Origin of the sequence: Pseudomonas sp. NFACC43 (genome assembly GCF_900119645.1) — a bacterium.
Lineage (GTDB): Bacteria > Pseudomonadota > Gammaproteobacteria > Pseudomonadales > Pseudomonadaceae > Aquipseudomonas.
In genome coordinates this window covers 278,266-294,804 of record NZ_FPKK01000007.1, presented here as the reverse complement: position 1 = coordinate 294,804, position 16,539 = coordinate 278,266, and the positions used below count along the sequence as shown (strand labels likewise).

Sequence of the window (16,539 nt, the reverse complement as noted above, 5' to 3'; positions counted from 1 at the left end):
CCCGAGAAAGAAAAACCCGGCACGGGGGCCGGGTTTCCTCATTCAGGCATCACCTCAGCGATGCTTTTTCTTGTGCTTGTGTTTCTTGCCGGAGTGCCCGTCGTTGTCGTTGGACAGGTTGCTGCCCAGGGCTCCGCCTGCTGCGCCGCCAATGCCCGCGCCAATGGTGGAACCCGTTGAGCCACCCAAGCGATTGCCGACGATCGAACCACCGGCCGACCCCAGGCCGCCGCCGATGGCTGCTTCTGTACGACTGCCCTTGCGAGCCCCCACCGCGCTGCCGGCCGCACCGCCGACACCGGCACCGATGGCGGCACCTGTGCTACCGCCCATCTGCTGGCCAACCACATTACCCAAGACACCGCCAAGGCCACCGCCGATTGCAGCGGTTCCATCGCCAGCCGCCATCGCACCTTGGGCAATCACAAGCCCAAGCACCAGGGTGGACAAAGTCAAACGCATGATAAAAACCTCGAAAATGCCGCATCGGGAAAAATGGCCGCTGCGCGCGGGCGCGAGTTTACGCCAAACGGCTCAACCATGCCGGTTGGACAGCGAATGCAGGAGTTGTTTTATGACAGGCAAAAAAAAGCCCGCTGGGGAAACGGGCAGGTACTGCTTTCTAACGGATGAGCTGAGACTACGCGGCCGAGTGTGAAAGAAACGTGAAAGAAACGTCGACAAAAAAGATGAAGAAAAAAACTACACGCCGGTCGATGCTGCACGCGCGCGCATCCGGTCCCCCAACAAAAAGCCCCGTCCACTGACGGGGCTGCGACTGTCGCTACCTTCTGGCCGGGACTCTGGGCAGGAACTTGGCCTTCTCCCCACGTTGCACTTTGGGCACCCTGGTCCTGATGGACTTGATCGGCTCATCGCCGAAGTCAGATCGATAAGCCGATTGACCGCATTGCAACCCTTCGTTAATCGGATAAGTGGCTCCGATGTCCTCGCTGTAGGATGCTCCCATCGCCTTCCCCTTTCGTCGGGACCGATACCGGCAACAACCGTTGCCTGGAAAATATCGATCTTCAAGTCTTGAGACTAGCCGGTCATCAACAGACCGCTCATTCGATGCTCGCTTGACCGACGAATGGAACCCACTGTTTCAGAAGGGAAACAGTCAACCTGTACGCACGATTGCCCGGCTCAGCACCCGGGAAACCTGATCGGCCGAATAGGGCTTGGACAAGAACTCGAAGCCCTCATGGCCACTGTGGGCCAGTTCCTCGCTGTAGCCGGACGTCAGCACCACCGGCAGGTTCTCGCGGCGCCGGCGCAGTTCCTTGGCCAGGGCGATACCGCTGATACCCGGCATGACCACGTCGGAAAACACCGCATCGAAGGCCATGGCGTCCGGGCCGGCCAGGTCCAGCGCCTCCTCGGCATTGGTAGCCCAGACGGTTTCGTAACCCAGGTCCTGCAGGATCTGGTTGGCAAACTTGCCTACCTCCAGGTTGTCCTCCACCACCAGCACGCGCCGCTTGCCCTTCTCCAGGATCAGATCGACTGCCTCTTCCTTCGCGGGCTCCTTTGTCTTTTCGGCTTTCACTTCGGGAAGGTACAGGGTAAACACCGTACCCTCGCCGACCACAGTCGAGACATCGACATTGCCACCAGATTGCTTGGCAAAGCCAAACACTTGGGACAAGCCCAATCCCGTGCCCTTGCCCACCTCCTTGGTGGTGAAGAACGGCTCGAAAATGTGTTCGAGGACCTCAGGCGCGATCCCCGTGCCGGTGTCTGCCAGGGCGACGGCGACAAAAGCCTGCCCGGACCCGGCGTGGCCACGGATCGGCGGCATGCCTTTACCGCATTTGAGTCGCAGCCACAGCGTGCCCTGCCCGCTCATGGCATCCCGAGCGTTCAACGCCATGTTGATCAGGGCTGTTTCGAACTGGCTCAAGTCCGCGCGGACGAAGCAGGGACGCTCGCACAACTGCACCTTGACCTGCATGCGTGCCCCGGTGATGGTCTCCAGCATGTCCCCCAGGCTCTGCACCTGCTTGCCCACATCGATGACTTTCGGCTTCAAAGGCTGACGCCGAGCGAAGGCCAGCAACTGGCTGGTCAGCTTGGCGGCACGCTCTACCGTTTCGGACACCGCCGTCATGTAGCGCTGGCGGCGCTCATCGCTGAGGTTGGGCAGGCGCAGGAAATCCATGGAGGAGCGGATAATGGTCAGCAGGTTATTGAAATCATGGGCCACGCCCCCGGTAAGCTGGCCAATGGCTTCGAGCTTCTGCGACTGGCGCAGTGCCGCTTCGGTCTGCTGCAGCCGGGTAGTGCGCTCCTCGACCCGCTCCTCCAGCGTCGCGTTCAGTTCGGCCAGGGCCGCGAGCCCCTCGCGCACCGCCGCATCGGCACGGGCGCGCTCGATGTGGGCCCAGGAGCGCTCGGTGACCTCCAGCAGCAGCGCCAGATCGTTGGAAGACCAGACCCGAGGCGTTTTATCGTGGATCGCCATCAAGGCGGTCAAACGCCCGTTCTTGATCAGCGGGACGCAGATGGTGGCGGCGATGCCGATCGCCTGGAATGTCGCGGCTTCTTCCGGCGCCAGCTCCGCCAGGTTGTCATTGATCACCAGGGGCTTGCCGGCCCGCAGGTTGGCGACCGCCAGCCGACCGAAATCCGCCAGTCGATAGCGACCGACAATACTCGCAGACCCCACCCTGGCCCAATCGCCACGAATCGTGAAGGCGTCCTCGTCTTCTTCCATGTCCGCGTATGCGCAGTTGGACAGGTTCAGATGCGCCGCCAGGATGCGCGTGGTGGTTGCCATGATGGTCTGTGGATCGGTGGCGTTGGCCACCGCGCTGCCAATGGCATCGAGAACGGCCAGGCGCTGGGTCATGAAGACGGTGGACGTGGTCTCGGTGACGGTGTCGAGCATGCCCACCACCTTGCCGAACTGGTCGCGGATAGGGCTGTAGCAGAAGGTGAAATAGGCCTGTTCAGGGCCACCACCCCGCTCGATGACCAAGGGGAAGTTCTCGATATAGGTCGCTTGCCCGTCGAAGGCCCCCTGCACGATGGGGCCGATCTCGCTCCATGCCTCCTGCCAGATCTCGTCGAACCCGCGACCCAATGCGTCGGGCTTGTTGCCGAGAATGGCCATGAATGCGTCGTTGTACAGGGTGATCAGCTCCGGTCCCCACACAATGGCCTGGGGAAACTGCGAAGCAAGGCTCAGCGCCACGGTCGTCTTGAGCACATCCGGCCATTGCTCCAGCGGTCCGATGGCCGTGCCGGCCCAATCATGACGCCTTACCTGGGCGGCCATTTCACCATCGCTCTGCAGCCAGTCTGTCATGCGTTCGATCCTTCCCAACTGCCTTATCATCGAAGCGAAGTGCTTGCGTCCTCAAGCCGCGCCGTATTATCCCGTGCCGGACGGGAATGTGCGATTGGAATGTGAGGCGTATAGCGCTGCGACCGAGTGCTGAACGGTAAAAAATGGCGATAAAACTACAGACGCGTCCTACACGTAATAAGGAATTTGCCTGCCAATCAGTTCCAAAGGATCAGTGGCGCTCTCATGGACTTGGCGCTTGCGGCTCGATCCGCTGCCCTCGCCTTCCCCTGAATTTGCCCACGGTTTCGACAAACGGCGTGACAATCAAGCCATAGACCGTCTGGTAACGGTCATGCTCCGGCTCGCCGGTGCCGAAGCGCAGGCTTTCGGGTTGAGAACGGGTGACATGGAGCGTGCCGAACATCCAGTCCCAGAGTGACAGATTAGTACCGAAATTCCGGTTGAAATGGCGCGGCGCGTCACTGTGGTGGATCTGATGCTGGGCGGGGCTATTGAGCAGATGCTCCATCACCGGGCCGAATGACAGCCAGACATGGGTGTGGCGCAGGTTCGCCGCAAGACCATTGAAGATGAACACCAGATAGGTCACCCCAAACAATGTGTAGCGACTGACCTCGCCGCCGCAGACATACCAGAACCCTCCGACGTACAGCCCAAGACCAGCGCCGACGGCGAGCTTCTCGACAATCTTTTCCAAAAAATGCACCCGACTCGCCGTGGCCGGTACCAGTACCGGGGCCGAGTGATGAACCTTATGGAATGCCCAGAGCCAGCGCGAGTGGAACGCCCGGTGCGCCCAGTAATGGATAAAGTCCTTCACCAGGAACACCCCAAGCCCATAGAGCAAGGCCAGCGAGAGACTCTCCCCCAGGCGCGGTCGCGCGCCCCAGAGATTGATGAAGAAAGCCAGGTAGTCTCCTGAACGCAGGATGTAAGGATCCACCAGATGGACGATGGGCAATATCAGGGCAACCTTGAGAATCGCCCGCACGAAGTAATACCGGTAATCGAGCAATGCCGAGGGATGCCAATACACCCGACTGCCGCCGATGAATTGCCAGAACGAACGGGCCTGGGTCAGGCCGCGGTGCTTGCGCGAACGATAAAGACCATAGGCAACCCCGTAGGAAGCGCAGAGGAACAAGGCCCCGAGACGACCGTTCAGGTTGAAGAGGCTGAAGAACTGTTCGCAGACGGGCTCGACGACCCACTCGATCAGTTGTTGATAGACAAGGGAAAAAGCATCCACGAAATGCCAGCCTCTGCGAAGGTGCGGCATTGTAGATCAGTCCGGCTGGGGGAGCTTGCGTTTCTGATTGTCCTGAAACCTCAAGGATTTACCGCAGCCCCCCTGGGTGCTGTGGGTCGGGCGAAGCAGTGCTTGCCAGCCAGTTCTCCCGCGTCATTTCCCAGATGTCCTTGGGCAAAGTCCCGCAAACGAAATCCCCTTGAGCCGTTGCCACCAGACGCATGCCCTCGTGCTCCGAAATCCGGCGCGAGGCGTGATTGCCGGCGGCCTTGGGGACTCGCATCGTGGGACGTCCCAGGGTTTCGAACCAAAAGACATTGATGACTTCGCAGGCTTCGCGCATATAGCCTTTCCCCTGCCATTGGGGTGCCAGCCAGAAACCTCGGTTATTGCCGGGCTGGTCATACAGACTGATGCTGCCGATGCAAGGGGACGGCTCCTCGCGCAGGCGAATCATCCAGTGCCATTCGTGCCCCGCCGCCATGGCGGGAAGTGCTTGGTCGCGAACGTACGCCAGCGCGCCGTCATCGGGATATGGCCATGGCACGCGACTGTCGAGATAACGCACCACGTCCCAATGAGGGAACAGCTGCTGGATGGCCGCTGCGTCGCTCAGTTGCAGGGGCGAGAGTAAAAGGCGTCGGGTCTGCAGCTCAGGGAAGATTTGCACGGTGAAGGTCCTTCTTCCTGTTGTCGGCTCGATAATAGCCCGACATTTCGCTGTCTCTACGCTGATCGACGATTTGATGCATTTCAACGCGCAGGGCATCCTAGGTCTGATCGCTTCATCATCGACACACCTGAAACCCAGGCAAGCCATCATGAAATCTCACGCAACACGCTACGGGTTATCGGTTCTTGCACTGCTGGTGTGCTGTGGCCACGCACAGGCAGGAACCTGGCAGATTTGCAAGATGGACCTGGAGATTACTGACGTATTGAAACGTCCATTCCCCCAACTACAAGCCAAGATCCTGAAGGCAAACCCCGCGTCAGCCTCGGTGGAATGTCCGGAGCAAGGGTCAACATTGACCTTCACGCCGGAAACCGCCGATTACCAGGCCACGCTTCCTCGCCGGCAATGGCCTCGAAAAGGGCAATCCATGCAGGTCGACTATCGCTATCTGGACGGCATCTGCAAAGGCGACGGCAATAGCCACCCGTGCCGTATCAAGCACTATCCCATCGGACGATGATCCCCATGGGATAGATTGCGGATTGACGTTCAGGCATCGCTCATTGGCCGTTGGCTCGTCTGCCAGGCTTTTTGGTCAATGAACCAGCCGAGAACCTCATCCCAGAGGGGCGCGGCGTCTGGACGGAAATAGCCCATATGGCCGATGGGTTGCTTTTTCGTTTCAGGATGCAGGTCCCGGACCCGTAACGGCACATTGCGATAGCCCTTGATGAAGGCGTCTCTCGACCGAGGCGGCGCCCATGGATCATCCACCGCGTTGGCGAACACACAAGGCGAACGGACCTGCGCGTAGCGGTCGGCGACAGCCGCCATCGATGGGTCATCGAAGAAGTAATGGGGATAGACACACCAGCGCCGCCAATCCTTGTAGACCCCCAGCGGCAGGTCGTCGCCCATTCCCAGCAGGCTCCAGGCCATGTAGCCCTTGTACGTCACGATCAGTGGCAGGACGCATCGCCACAACAGACGCACCTTGATGGCCTCCAGCCTGGGCATCCACCCGGCCCATCCGGCCCCTGTGCCAAAACAATAGGCCGCCGCGATCTTGCGGTGGTTGGGCAGCAATCCCAATGCATGCCCTCCGAAAGAGTGACCGACCCAGTACAACCCCGTCTCTGCGTCATCCATGTACTCGACGGCCGCCGCCAGGTCGCGCAGCCCCCAATCGAGGTAGGACATCTCGAAGCCTTTCAAGGAGTCGGGGGCGGACGCACCGACACCCCGGTAATCCATCGTCAGGACATTGAAGCCCTGTCTGCTGGCATGTTCGGCGAAGCGGCGGTAGAAGCGTTGTTGCACACCCGTCGCGCCCGCCATGATGAGATTGCCTTTCAATGGCCCTTGGGCCGAGTATCGGTTGGCGGCCAGGCGGTAGCCATCGTCCGCCACCAGCGTCAGTTGTTCGATCATCAAAGAATCCGCCTTAACAGGCCGCTGGGCTTCAGACAGACGCGCTATACCGCGCGCTGCCATCGGTGTCTGGTGCTGCTGCATCGCTTACCCCTGCCCTGAGGAATCAACGACCTCTGAACACCGGTTCGCGCTTTTGCATCATCGCCATGACGCCTTCGCGCACGTCTTCGCTCTTGATCAGGGTGAACAGCAGATCGTTGAGCTTGCCGAGGGCCGCATCGGCGCCTTCGTCGCGAGCCTGGAAGGCTGATTGCAGGGTGGCCTTGATCGCCAGGGGCGCAGCCTTGGCGATGCGTTCGGCGTACTCGATGGCACGCGCCAGCTCCTGCCCGGGCTCAACGACCTCGGTCAACAGGCGCATGCGCAGCGCATCGGCGGCATTGAATGGCTCGCCGGTCAGCATGTAGCGCATGGCGTCAGTCCAGCCGGCAGCCTGGGTGAAACGCACGGTGGACCCGCCGGACGGCGAGATGCCACGCAGCACTTCCAAGTGCGCGAAGCGGGCATTGCTGGCGGCAATCGCGATGTCGGCGTTGAGCATCAGTTCGATACCGGCGGTCCAGCAAGTGCCTTGGATGGCCACCACCACCGGTTTGCTGCGGCGCGGTTTCGACACACCCCACGGGTCGATGCCTTCATCCGGGTACCTGAAGCCTCCCGAAGCCAGTTTGGGGGTCAACTCCATCAGATCGAGACCCGCGGTGAAGTGCTCGCCATGGGCGAATACGACGGCGCAACGCAGCTCGTCATTGCGCTCGTACTCGCCCAGGGCCAGGGCAAGGTCGTTCAGCATGGCACTATCGAATGCATTGCGCTTACCGGCCCGATCGAGGCCGATCAGGATCAGATGACCGCGCTGCTCCCGGGTCACTCGACCCGGTCCACTGTTTTCGGTTCAAGAAAACTAAACAAACATTCGGTAACCGTCAAATTGTGACGGTCAGGCTTATGCCGTAGAATCAATTTGCATGATCGTTCGCAGGAGTTACCCGTGCGTCCACCGAAAATCCCACGCGATGTGCTTCTGCAACGCTGTGCCAATACCTTCAAGCGTCTCGGCTACCACGGCACGACCATGGATGAACTGTCATCGGCCTGCGGCCTGACCAAGGCCTCCTTCTATCACCATTACCCCAACAAGGAAGCGCTGCTGCGGGATGTGCTGGACTGGACGCACGAGCGATTGAAGCAATCGTTGTTCGCCATTGCCTTCGATGAAAACCTGCCGGTGCACGAACGCCTCGCCAGCATGGGACGCAAGGCCAAGCGACTCTTCCAGGACGATTCGATCGGTTGCCTGATGGGCGTCGTGGCAGTCGATGCCACTTATGGAAAGGTGGAACTCATGGCGCCGATCCGGCGCTTTTTGGATGACTGGGCCCAGGCCTTCGCCGAGCTTTATCGCGCCGCCCACGGCCAGGCTGAGGCGCATGGCCTGGCGCGACAATTGGTGGCCGATTTCGAAGGTGCGATTCTGTTGGCGCGCATCTACGACGACTCAAGTTACATCGATGCCGTGATCGAACGCGGCATGCGTCAGCTGGAACCTGCCAGCAGCCCGTCCGGCTGAGAGCGTGGTGCAAACAAGGCAGCCGCCATCAGGCCTGCCTTCCTCCAGGGTGTTTTGACTTCACATCCGTCTGAATTCGCTGTTGCTTCGATAACGACGAAGCTTTCGTGCTGATCGAAGGCTATATCGCCATTTCCCTCGACACCGGCGAGCAATTGGAGATGAAGACAGGCGATACCATCTCGTTCACGGCAAGACACACCGGCGTTGTGGAGTATTCGAGTTCAGCCGCAACCTCGCGGTAGTCACCAGCCCCAGCGTCGCGTCCCCCCGCTTGCCTCAACGCAGGATCAGCACGGCAGCAACCGCGATCACGGCCGTCACACCGAATACCATGCGGGCGATCCAGGGCGCGGTAAGCCAGACGCCGGTCACTCCGGCGATCTGGCCGACGTTTTTTTCCGTCAATCGGAAACTTGGCTCCCTGAACGGGTTGCCGCAATGCGGGCAAGCGTAAGCCTTGTCGGAAATTCGGGAAGCGCATTCAGGACAATCGATCAGACTCATTATGCAACCTCAGGCGTTGAGTTTCGGTTCTCAAAGACCATGCATAGCTGCTTTTGTTCTGGAGCGCCAATGCGTCAAGGCCGACTCAACCGGCTGGCTTCACACGGTGCAGGAGGTCGTTCAGCACATAAGTGTCGAGTAAGGCGGTTACCTCGATCACTTTCCCGTCCTTGAACTTCATGTGCCACAGGTAAGTATTGTTATAGGGCTGCTGGTCCAGCGCCGTTGCCTTGCCGCTCCAGAGAACGACCACGATGTCATTTTCGGCAACAATGCTCTGGACCGTAGGGAAAATAGGCGTTGCCAGCCGGGCTGTAATGGGGCGTACGGCCCGGTCCATCAAATCTGCCTTGCTCTCGTACACCCCGGAGACGGGACTGGAGCCGGCGACTGTCCATCTGGCATTGGGCGCCAGCAGATCGAACACACTGCCTTTGCCCTGCTGCCAATTCACGAAGGACTGGTGGACCCGATGCGCGTTGGCATCCTGGCCGTAGGCTTGCGAAGCCCAAACGGCTCCCGGCAGTATCAGGCACAGCAAAAAGAACTGAAGACGCACGATCGAACTTGTCCATAGAGTCATGGCGGTTTCTCCCGGTTGATGAATTTTCTCTCCGGGAAAACCTTAACGGCACGCACTCAAAAACTTTTGCCCGATACTGCTGCGAAGTTGCCTGATGCTGGGAAAGGGCACTGACTGGCGAAACGCAATTGAACCTGGCGCTCTTCAGACGAAACCTGCTTCCTACTGTGGAGAAACGTATTTGGACAAGGTCGCCTTGAGTGCATCGGAGGCCAGGGCCGCCAGGATAGGCTCGGCATTCACCGCCATGTAGCGACCAATCCCGTCTTGCCGCTCCCTGACCTTCGGCGCGTACTTCGAGGCGCGGCCTTCGGTGGCAAGGGACGCCAACTCTTCTCCGGTAAACGACTGTTCATAGGCAGCCGCCAGGTTTTCATCCCACTTGGGCTGGTATTGCGGCAACAGTGCATTGATCTCATCGGACAGTGCGCTGTTCGCACTCGCGTTTCCCAGCTTGTCGGCGATAACCGCGTAGGTCGTACTGCTCTTGGCCGTCAAAAGCGCCAGGGAGGAGAGTTTATTGCCCATTCCGGACCGGGCAACGAGGGTACGAGCGTCATTGAGCGAAGCGGCATCGGCCAGCACGGTATTCGAGCATGCGACGAACATTGTCAACGCAATGACAGCAGGCGACATCCTTTTCATTTTTCCATTTCCAATCGACAAACGATGTTTTGAGCGTAGTTCGAGCGTGAAGGGGCTGCCACCGAAAATGTACCGTCTGGTTAGCAAATCCATTTCACGCCTGGACAGTAGCAAATCAAAAACGACTATCCAATGACGGCGACGGGCCATTCAACCATCATCGGCACGCCAGCATCCGACCTCCATACCCACCCCAGCCGGCCAAGTCGACGCAACTGCGGACCGTCGGCATCGATCGGGGCCCCTATCGCTACTTTTTTGCAGGCACCAGAAAACACAAACCCCCGATTTTCTCTTGAAAATCGGGGGTTTGTGTTCAACGAATTTGGCGGTGAAGGAGAGATTCGAACTCTCGATACAGTTTCCTGTATACACACTTTCCAGGCGTGCTCCTTAAGCCACTCGGACACTTCACCGTGTCTCGGCAAACTGTTCAGTCTGTCGAGGCGCGCTAATGTAGTCGAAAGCTTTCCTGATGGCAAAGGTTTTTTTGAGAATTTTCATGCGCTTAAGATGGACGACAATTTGAAATCCAGCGGACATGGCAAACCGGACAATCTTTGGGTCGGTCTGTACGCGATGTGATGGCCCCCAGCGCGGCCGATTGGGTGGAGCAGGCTGTTTAGGAGGTCCGGCAGCTGACCGGTGAGTCAGTCACGGCGCTTTACCTGACCTGCGGTGGTGGGTAACGTCTGCATCACTTCTCTTACAAGGAATAGCGTCATGAGCGATCTGATTGCCTACCATCTCGAAGACGGTATCGCGACCCTGACCTTGAACAACGGCAAGGTCAACGCCATTTCGCCGGATGTGATTACCGCATTCAACGTTGCGCTGGATCGGGCAGTGGCGGATCGGGCGGTGGTGATCATTACCGGCCAACCGGGCATTCTGTCGGGCGGCTACGACTTGAAGGTGATGACTGCCGGCCCCAAGGAAGCGGTGAGCCTGGTCACGGCGGGCTCGACCCTTGCCCGTCGCCTGTTGTCACACCCCTTCCCCGTCATCGTCGCGTGCCCGGGCCATGCAGTGGCCAAGGGCGCTTTCCTGCTGCTTTCGGTGGACTACCGCATCGGCGTGGACGGGCCTTTCAGCATCGGCCTGAACGAGGTGCAGATCGGCATGACCATGCACCACGCCGGAATCGAACTGGCCCGTGATCGCCTGCGCAAGTCTGCCTTCCATCGCTCGGTGATCAACGGCGAGATGTTCAATCCACAGACAGCGGTGGATGCCGGCTTCCTCGACAAGGTGGTATCGGCCGAAGAGCTGCAAGGGGCTGCGCTGGAAGCGGCACGTCAGTTGAAGAAAATCAACATGAACGCCCACAAGCAGACCAAGTTGAAAGTGCGCAAGGCTCTGCTGGACACGTTGGACAGTGCCATTCTGCTGGACCAGGATTTCCAGGTTTGACATCTACACCCGCGAATCGAAGCCCGGCCCACGTGTCGGGCTTTTTCATGTTGCGTTTAAAAATCCCCGGCCGCTCTAGCCTGCTTCTGACGCGTCCATCCGTGGGCACGCCGTCGAACATCGCCCATCTCCTTCCTGCAGGGCAGTAATTGCCGAAAACAGTGCACATCCGTACACTGCGCCACCTTTGTCCCGATGGGCCTGTAGATGTTGTTCGTACTGCGTATGTTGTTGCTGGGCCTGCACTTTATCCTCGCGGGTGTGCTCGGCCTGATCCTTGGCGTCTGCCGACCGTTCAATCCGGACAACAGCCGTTTATGCGCCCGGCTGTATGCCTGGCCCGCGATGTGGATCCTGGGCCTGCGGCTCAAGGCCGGGGTGGATACGCTGGCGAACAAGCCTCGGAGCTGCGTGATCATTGCCAATCATCAGTCCAACTATGACCTGTTCGTCTTCGGCAGCGTGGTGCCGCGGCGCACCGTGTGCATCGGCAAGAAGAGTCTGAAATGGGTGCCGTTGTTCGGGCAACTGTTCTGGCTGGCGGGTAACGTGCTGATCGACCGGGGCAACGCGATCAAGGCACGCCGGGCGATGCTGACCACCACCCACACGTTGCAGCATGAAGATACGTCCATCTGGGTATTCCCGGAGGGTACGCGCAATCTTGGCCATGAGTTGCTGCCATTCAAGAAAGGCGCCTTCCAGATGGCGATCGCCGCCGGGGTACCGATTGTCCCGGTGTGCGTCAGCAACTACGTCAACCACATGCGCCTCAATCGCTGGCGCAGCGGTGACATTCTCATACGCTCATTGCCAGCAATTCCTACAGCCGGGCTGAGCATGGAAGACATGCCCCGGCTCATGAACCAATGCCGTGAGCAGATGCATGAATGCATCGAGTCGATGGATCGACAGATCTGCAAATCCTGAACGAAACCCGCCCCACGGCGGGTTTTCTTTTGCCGGCGAACTTGGCGGATTTTGCTGACTCTCAAGCATCAGGGCGCGCTAAGCTGCGCATCGCATAGCCTGTCACTGCCATTTCCAAGAAAAGTGAACCACCACCATGGGTAGAGTCGTTGCCGCTGCGGTCTACAGCGCCGGTAAGAAAGTCACCAATATCACCCTCGATGAAGGCAGCACGTGGGCCGCCAAACCCGATCATTTCGTATGGATCGGCCTCGAGGAGCCCAATAACGAGGAACTGACCAACCTGCAGCGCCAGTTCAACCTGCATGAACTGGCGATCGAAGACGCCATGGAGAAGCACAGCCGCCCGAAGCTGGAGACCTTCGGCGATGCGCTGTTCATTGTGACGTATTCGCCGGTACGCAAGGACGGCAAGCTGCAGTTCATCGAGACCCATATCTTCGCTGGCAATGGATACATCATCACCGCCCGTAACGGCCACTCGGCGTCCTACGCCTACGTGCGACAACGCTGCGAGGCCCGTCCTCTGCTGCTGGAGCATGGGGAAGACTTCGTTCTTTATGCCATCCTCGACTTCGTGATCGAGAACTACCAGCCAGTGGGCGAAGCCATTCATGCCGAGATCGATGAGCTGGAACAACATGTCCTGTGCAGCGCCCTGAACGAACGGGACATCCAGAAACTCCATGGCTTGCGACGGGACGTCTTACGGCTGCGTCGCTACGCGGCGCCGATGGTGGAAATCAGTGAAGAACTGCAGAGACTGAGCTTTCCTTTCATCGACAAGAACATGCGTCCTTACTTCCGCGATGTGCAGATCCATGTCACGCGGCAGATGGAAGACCTGACCACCCTGGCGGATATCGCCAGCCAGACCATCGAGGTCGGGGTATTGCTCGAAGCGTCGCGCCAGAGCGTGGTGCAGCGCAAATTCGCAGCGTGGGCCGCGATCCTCGCATTTCCCACGGCGGTGGCCGGTATCTACGGGATGAACTTCGAGAACATGCCAGAGCTGACCTGGCATTACGGCTACTTCATGGTGCTGGGAGTGATCGCGGTGGGGTGCACCGGGCTCTGGGCGAGCTTCAAGCGATCGGGGTGGTTGTAGAGCGGTCCAAAGGCAGGATTTCCTGGATGACGCCCGAAGCCATGGTGCAGGGCGTTGCGCAATGCTGCCCGGTCAGTCGGCATCGATAACGGACAGGCCGCCCCTTCTCCAGACAAGCCCGCCCTCCGACTACCCTTCCTGCGACGCTTACCCCTGGGGCTTATGGGCGACAAAACGCATCATCCATTCCGCCACGGTCGTGCCGTGGTGCTCCTGTTCGAGGCTTGCCACACCCTGGCTGTAGACCTTTTCGCCCAGGTGTTCCTGGCGAATATCCAACAACGCCCGGGAATAGTCGTGGATGAATTCAGGATGGCCCTGGAAACACAACACCTGATCGTCGATGTGGTAGGCGGCGAACGGGCAGAAATCGCTGGAGGCAATGACCGTGGCGTTTTCCGGAAGCTGGGTGACCTGGTCCTGGTGGCTGATCAGCAAGGTCAGCTCTTCCATCACCGGGCTCATCCATGGCGCCTTGGCTGCCAATTTGTAGCGATGGGTGCCTACGCCCCAGCCCTGGGTCGCGCGCTCGGTCTTGCCGCCAAGCAACAGCGCCAGCAACTGATGCCCGAAACAGACGCCCAGCAATTTATCGCCCCGCTTGTAGCGATCCAGCAGGAAGGCCTTGAGGGTTTGAATCCACGGATCGGTGCCAAAGGAGTCAGCCTTGCTGCCCGTCACGAGATAGGCATCGAAACGCTCGTCATCGCTGGGGTAATGGCCTTGCATCACGTTGTAGACGACGAATTGCGCCTCGATGGGCTGCTGCGAGAACAGGCGCTGGAACATCTGCCCGTAGCCCTGATATTGATCGGCCAATTCCGGACGCAGGATATCGGTCTCCAAGATGCAGATGCGTAGCGACATAAAAAATACCTGACACGGTGATGGGAATATTGCACACCCAAGAGCCTGCCTCGAAACACTGTTCCAAGGCAAGCCCTTCCTCGTCGTCAGAACAGCTCCTGCTTCGCGGCCTTTTCCAGCAACAGGGCCGGCGGAGCGAAACGCTCGCCATATTGCTCGGACAGATACTGGGCGCGAGCAATGAAATCCTTCAGGCCGTACTGGTTGATGAACTGCAACGCGCCGCCGGTCCATGGCGCGAAGCCTATGCCAAAAATCGAGCCGACGTTGGCATCGGCCGTCGAAGTGAGCACGCCCTCTTCCACACAACGCACCGTCTCCAGGGCCTGGATGAACAGCAAGCGGTCACGGATATCCTGCGCTGAAATCCGCCTGCCCGCCTCCTCGAAATGCATCTTGAGTCCCGGCCACAAGTGCTTCGGCCCGCTGGCCGGGTATTCGTAGAAACCCGCTCCAGCGGCCTTGCCTGGGCGCTTGCATTCATTGAGCAGCCAATCGATTACCGCGAACGCGGGATGCTCGATGGGGGCTTTCCCTTCCGCCTCCAGATCCTGAAGGGTCTGGGCGCGAATATGACTCATCAGGCTGAGGGAAACTTCATCAGAAACCGCCAAGGGGCCGACCGGCATGCCGGCCTTGCGTGCTTCGGTCTCGATCATGGGCGCACTCACGCCCTCGCCGAGCATGGCGATGCCTTCCTGGGCGAAGGTACCGAAGACCCGTGATGTGAAGAAGCCGCGACTGTCGTTGACCACAATCGGCGTCTTGTGTATCTGCAGGACGAAATCGAAACTGCGCGCCAGGGTTTCATCACTGGTACCGGCGCCCTTGATGATTTCCACCAGGGGCATTTTTTCCACCGGGCTGAAAAAGTGCAGGCCGATGAACTTCGTCGGGTCCGGTACCGCCGTCGCCAGGCCGGTGATAGGCAATGTCGAAGTGTTGGAGGCAATCACGGCGTCGTGCCCTGCCAGAGCCTGGGCGGCGGCCGAGACCCTGGCCTTCAGGGCGCGATCTTCGAACACCGCTTCAATGATCAGGTCGCAGCCGGCGAGGTCGGCATCGCGGTCAGTGGCATGAATCCGCGCCAGCGTGGCTTCGTGTTGTTGCGCGCTGATCTGCCCGCGGTCGACCTTGCTGTCGAGCAAAGCCGCCAGACGAGCCTTGCCCTTCTCTGCCGCGGTCAGGTCGATGTCCTTGAGGACCACCTCGATGTTGGCCTGGGTGCAGACACCGGCAATACCGGCGCCCATCATACCGGCTCCCAGCACGCCGACTTTTTTTGTCGAGAACGGCGCAAAGCCTTGCGGACGGGAGCGTCCGGCCTTGATCTCGTTGAGCTGGAACCAGAAGGTACCGATCAGGTTCTTTGCCACCTGGCCGGTGGTCAGTTCGGTGAAATAGCGGGTTTCGATCAAGTGCGCAGCGTCGAAGCTCACCTGTGCGCCCTCCACCGCTGCACAAAGGATTTTCTCCGGCGCCGGCAGGCAACCCTGGGTCTTGTTGCGCAGAATCGAAGGTGCAATCGCCAGCATCTGCGCCATGCCCGGGTCGGATGGCGTGCCCCCCGGAATCCGATACCCCTTCAAATCCCAGGGCTGGAGCACATTCGGATTGGCGAGTATCCAGGCGCGAGCCTTGGCCAGCAACTCGTCACGGTCGCCTGCCAGCTCATCGATCAACCCAACCTGCAAGGCTTGCCGAGCGGTGACCCTCTTACCCTCCAACAGATACGGCAAGGCTTTCTCCAAGCCAAGCAGACGCACCATCCGCACCACCCCGCCACCGCCCGGCAGCAGGCCGAGGGTGACCTCCGGCAGACCGATCTGCACGGATGGATCGTCCAGCGCCACACGGTGATGACAGGCCAGGCAGAGCTCCCAGCCACCGCCCAGGGCCGCGCCGTTGATAGCGGCCACCACCGGCCTGCCCAACGTTTCCAGGGCGCGCAGTTGCGCCTTGAGAGCCAGGATCATGTCGTAGAACGCCTTGGCCTGGTCCTTGCCGACCTTGACCAGTTCGTTGAGATCGCCGCCAGCGAAGAAGGTTTTCTTGGCGGACGTGATGACCACCCCGGCTATGCGGTCCTTTTCAGCACTCAGTCGGGCGATGCAGGCGGCCATGGCCTCGCGGTACACCGCATTCATGGTGTTGGCACTCTGGCCCGGCATATCCAGGGTCAGGACGACAATCCGGTCGGGGCCTGTTTCGTAACGTATGGCATCGGTCATCGATAGCGTT

Annotated in this window: 16 protein-coding genes, 1 tRNA gene and 1 pseudogene; 6 read left to right on the top strand and 12 right to left on the bottom strand. The window is 59.7% G+C overall.

All coding sequences use genetic code 11. The features are described from left to right. Nucleotides 1–54: 54 nt before the first annotated feature. The 4 genes from BT179_RS14965 to BT179_RS14945 all read right to left on the bottom strand — a co-directional run bounded on the left by BT179_RS14965 (nt 55) and on the right by BT179_RS14945 (nt 5,235). Nucleotides 55–462 carry a glycine zipper domain-containing protein gene (locus tag BT179_RS14965; RefSeq protein WP_072393204.1) on the bottom strand — a complete coding sequence of 136 codons (408 nt, stop codon included), beginning with the start codon at nt 460–462 and terminating at the stop codon, nt 55–57. A gap of 661 nt (nt 463–1,123) precedes the next feature. Next, on the bottom strand, nt 1,124–3,313 hold the full coding sequence (locus BT179_RS14955; RefSeq protein WP_072431833.1) for a GAF domain-containing hybrid sensor histidine kinase/response regulator: 2,190 nt from the start codon (nt 3,311–3,313) through the stop codon (nt 1,124–1,126). A 223-nt stretch (nt 3,314–3,536) separates the two neighbouring features. After that, a complete protein-coding gene (locus BT179_RS14950) occupies nt 3,537–4,565 on the bottom strand; it encodes a sterol desaturase family protein (RefSeq protein ID WP_072431854.1) in 1,029 nt (342 codons plus the stop codon). Between the two features lie 88 nt (nt 4,566–4,653). Next, nucleotides 4,654–5,235: a GNAT family N-acetyltransferase gene (locus BT179_RS14945; RefSeq protein ID WP_072431832.1), complete on the bottom strand. Its 582-nt coding sequence runs from the start codon at nt 5,233–5,235 to the stop codon at nt 4,654–4,656. Nucleotide 5,236: 1 nt separating this feature from the next. Between BT179_RS14945 and BT179_RS14940 the strand changes: the two genes are divergently transcribed. Next, a complete protein-coding gene (locus tag BT179_RS14940; RefSeq protein ID WP_371128593.1) occupies nt 5,237–5,761 on the top strand; it encodes a hypothetical protein in 525 nt (174 codons plus the stop codon). 29 nt (nt 5,762–5,790) lie between these two features. Here the strand turns inward: BT179_RS14940 and BT179_RS14935 are convergent, their stop codons facing one another. Together BT179_RS14935 and BT179_RS14930 are read right to left on the bottom strand one after the other, a co-directional pair. After that, nucleotides 5,791–6,672, bottom strand: a complete 882-nt coding sequence (locus tag BT179_RS14935; RefSeq protein WP_072431831.1) for an alpha/beta hydrolase family protein — start codon at nt 6,670–6,672, stop codon at nt 5,791–5,793. 106 nt (nt 6,673–6,778) lie between these two features. Then, nucleotides 6,779–7,564: pseudogene (locus BT179_RS14930) on the bottom strand (crotonase/enoyl-CoA hydratase family protein); the annotation flags it as partial. Nucleotides 7,565–7,666: 102 nt separating this feature from the next. Here BT179_RS14930 and BT179_RS14925 point away from each other — a divergent pair. Then, nucleotides 7,667–8,245, top strand: a complete 579-nt coding sequence (locus BT179_RS14925; RefSeq protein WP_072393219.1) for a TetR/AcrR family transcriptional regulator — start codon at nt 7,667–7,669, stop codon at nt 8,243–8,245. Between the two features lie 107 nt (nt 8,246–8,352). Continuing rightward, nucleotides 8,353–8,490 carry a hypothetical protein gene (locus tag BT179_RS26760; protein ID WP_165887349.1) on the top strand — a complete coding sequence of 46 codons (138 nt, stop codon included), beginning with the start codon at nt 8,353–8,355 and terminating at the stop codon, nt 8,488–8,490. Between the two features lie 34 nt (nt 8,491–8,524). On the opposite strand, the gene BT179_RS14920 is transcribed toward BT179_RS26760, so the two are convergent. From BT179_RS14920 to BT179_RS14905, 4 genes are all read right to left on the bottom strand, one after another. Further along, nucleotides 8,525–8,752: an integrase gene (locus BT179_RS14920; RefSeq protein ID WP_072393222.1), complete on the bottom strand. Its 228-nt coding sequence runs from the start codon at nt 8,750–8,752 to the stop codon at nt 8,525–8,527. An 85-nt stretch (nt 8,753–8,837) separates the two neighbouring features. Further along, a complete protein-coding gene (locus BT179_RS14915; RefSeq protein WP_231991056.1) occupies nt 8,838–9,335 on the bottom strand; it encodes a nuclear transport factor 2 family protein in 498 nt (165 codons plus the stop codon). Between the two features lie 162 nt (nt 9,336–9,497). After that, nucleotides 9,498–10,130: a hypothetical protein gene (locus BT179_RS14910; RefSeq protein ID WP_143148707.1), complete on the bottom strand. Its 633-nt coding sequence runs from the start codon at nt 10,128–10,130 to the stop codon at nt 9,498–9,500. 176 nt (nt 10,131–10,306) lie between these two features. Further along, nucleotides 10,307–10,396: transfer RNA gene (locus tag BT179_RS14905), tRNA-Ser, on the bottom strand. Between the two features lie 307 nt (nt 10,397–10,703). On the opposite strand from BT179_RS14905, the gene BT179_RS14900 reads away from it, so the two are divergent. From BT179_RS14900 to BT179_RS14890, 3 genes are all read left to right on the top strand, one after another. Beyond that, the gene (locus BT179_RS14900; protein ID WP_072393228.1) at nt 10,704–11,393 is read left to right on the top strand and encodes a crotonase/enoyl-CoA hydratase family protein; all 690 of its coding nucleotides are present in this window, start codon (nt 10,704–10,706) and stop codon (nt 11,391–11,393) included. A gap of 207 nt (nt 11,394–11,600) precedes the next feature. Then, nucleotides 11,601–12,323 (top strand): lysophospholipid acyltransferase family protein, encoded by a 723-nt coding sequence (locus BT179_RS14895; protein WP_072431829.1) that lies wholly within the window; start codon nt 11,601–11,603, stop codon nt 12,321–12,323. Between the two features lie 136 nt (nt 12,324–12,459). Beyond that, nucleotides 12,460–13,431, top strand: coding sequence for a magnesium and cobalt transport protein CorA (locus BT179_RS14890; RefSeq protein ID WP_072393234.1), 972 nt, complete (start codon nt 12,460–12,462; stop codon nt 13,429–13,431). Nucleotides 13,432–13,578: 147 nt separating this feature from the next. Here the strand turns inward: BT179_RS14890 and BT179_RS14885 are convergent, their stop codons facing one another. Together BT179_RS14885 and BT179_RS14880 are read right to left on the bottom strand one after the other, a co-directional pair. Then, nucleotides 13,579–14,298 (bottom strand): amidotransferase, encoded by a 720-nt coding sequence (locus BT179_RS14885; RefSeq protein WP_072431828.1) that lies wholly within the window; start codon nt 14,296–14,298, stop codon nt 13,579–13,581. Between the two features lie 86 nt (nt 14,299–14,384). After that, nucleotides 14,385–16,529 (bottom strand): 3-hydroxyacyl-CoA dehydrogenase NAD-binding domain-containing protein, encoded by a 2,145-nt coding sequence (locus tag BT179_RS14880; protein WP_072431827.1) that lies wholly within the window; start codon nt 16,527–16,529, stop codon nt 14,385–14,387. Between the last annotated feature and the right edge of the window lie 10 nt (nt 16,530–16,539).

Coding starts and splice junctions, on each gene's coding strand:
- BT179_RS14915 (WP_231991056.1), bottom strand. CDS start 9,335: ATGACTCTATGGACAAGTTCGATCGTGCGTCTTCAGTTCTTTTTGCTG.
- BT179_RS14890 (WP_072393234.1), top strand. CDS start 12,460: ATGGGTAGAGTCGTTGCCGCTGCGGTCTACAGCGCCGGTAAGAAAGTC.
- BT179_RS14900 (WP_072393228.1), top strand. CDS start 10,704: ATGAGCGATCTGATTGCCTACCATCTCGAAGACGGTATCGCGACCCTG.
- BT179_RS14965 (WP_072393204.1), bottom strand. CDS start 462: ATGCGTTTGACTTTGTCCACCCTGGTGCTTGGGCTTGTGATTGCCCAA.
- BT179_RS14895 (WP_072431829.1), top strand. CDS start 11,601: ATGTTGTTCGTACTGCGTATGTTGTTGCTGGGCCTGCACTTTATCCTC.
- BT179_RS14880 (WP_072431827.1), bottom strand. CDS start 16,529: ATGACCGATGCCATACGTTACGAAACAGGCCCCGACCGGATTGTCGTC.
- BT179_RS14955 (WP_072431833.1), bottom strand. CDS start 3,313: ATGACAGACTGGCTGCAGAGCGATGGTGAAATGGCCGCCCAGGTAAGG.
- BT179_RS14910 (WP_143148707.1), bottom strand. CDS start 10,130: ATGGCCCGTCGCCGTCATTGGATAGTCGTTTTTGATTTGCTACTGTCC.
- BT179_RS14920 (WP_072393222.1), bottom strand. CDS start 8,752: ATGAGTCTGATCGATTGTCCTGAATGCGCTTCCCGAATTTCCGACAAG.
- BT179_RS14885 (WP_072431828.1), bottom strand. CDS start 14,298: ATGTCGCTACGCATCTGCATCTTGGAGACCGATATCCTGCGTCCGGAA.
- BT179_RS14935 (WP_072431831.1), bottom strand. CDS start 6,672: ATGATCGAACAACTGACGCTGGTGGCGGACGATGGCTACCGCCTGGCC.